Here is a 350-nt window from a genome sequence, read left to right on the forward strand (position 1 = left end):
AGAAAATCAAGCAGTTCAGGCGGCTGGCAACACGCTATGAGCGACTGGCGAGAAACTACCAGTCGCTACTCAACCTTGTATCCGCCGTCATATGGCTGGCCTAATTGTTAACGCTCCCGTAACTATTCAGCACCGGTTGGCTGAGTCGGGGCTTCTTGCTGCATGAAGGCTGGCACATCACCCGCAAACAGTTGCTCCAGTGCGGTATGCGCCGCCACCCCTTGCTTGACGGCGGTCGAGAGGAAGCTACGCATGCGGCAGAAGATCTCCGCCCCCTCCCAGGAGCGGAAACAGCCCGAGATTTTCTGCTGGACCTTGGTCATTCGCAGATCGCGTTCCCCCTGGTTGTT

At 57.4% G+C, this 350-nt stretch carries 1 pseudogene; it reads right to left on the reverse strand.

Annotation, left to right across the window (positions count from 1 at the left end):
* Positions 1 to 122: 122 nt before the first annotated feature.
* A pseudogene (locus tag CWI66_RS17775) lies at positions 123 to 350 on the reverse strand (IS66 family transposase); the annotation flags it as partial.

This window comes from Halomonas sp. 141, assembly GCF_002810305.1.
GTDB classification, from domain to species: Bacteria; Pseudomonadota; Gammaproteobacteria; order Pseudomonadales; family Halomonadaceae; genus Vreelandella; species Vreelandella stevensii.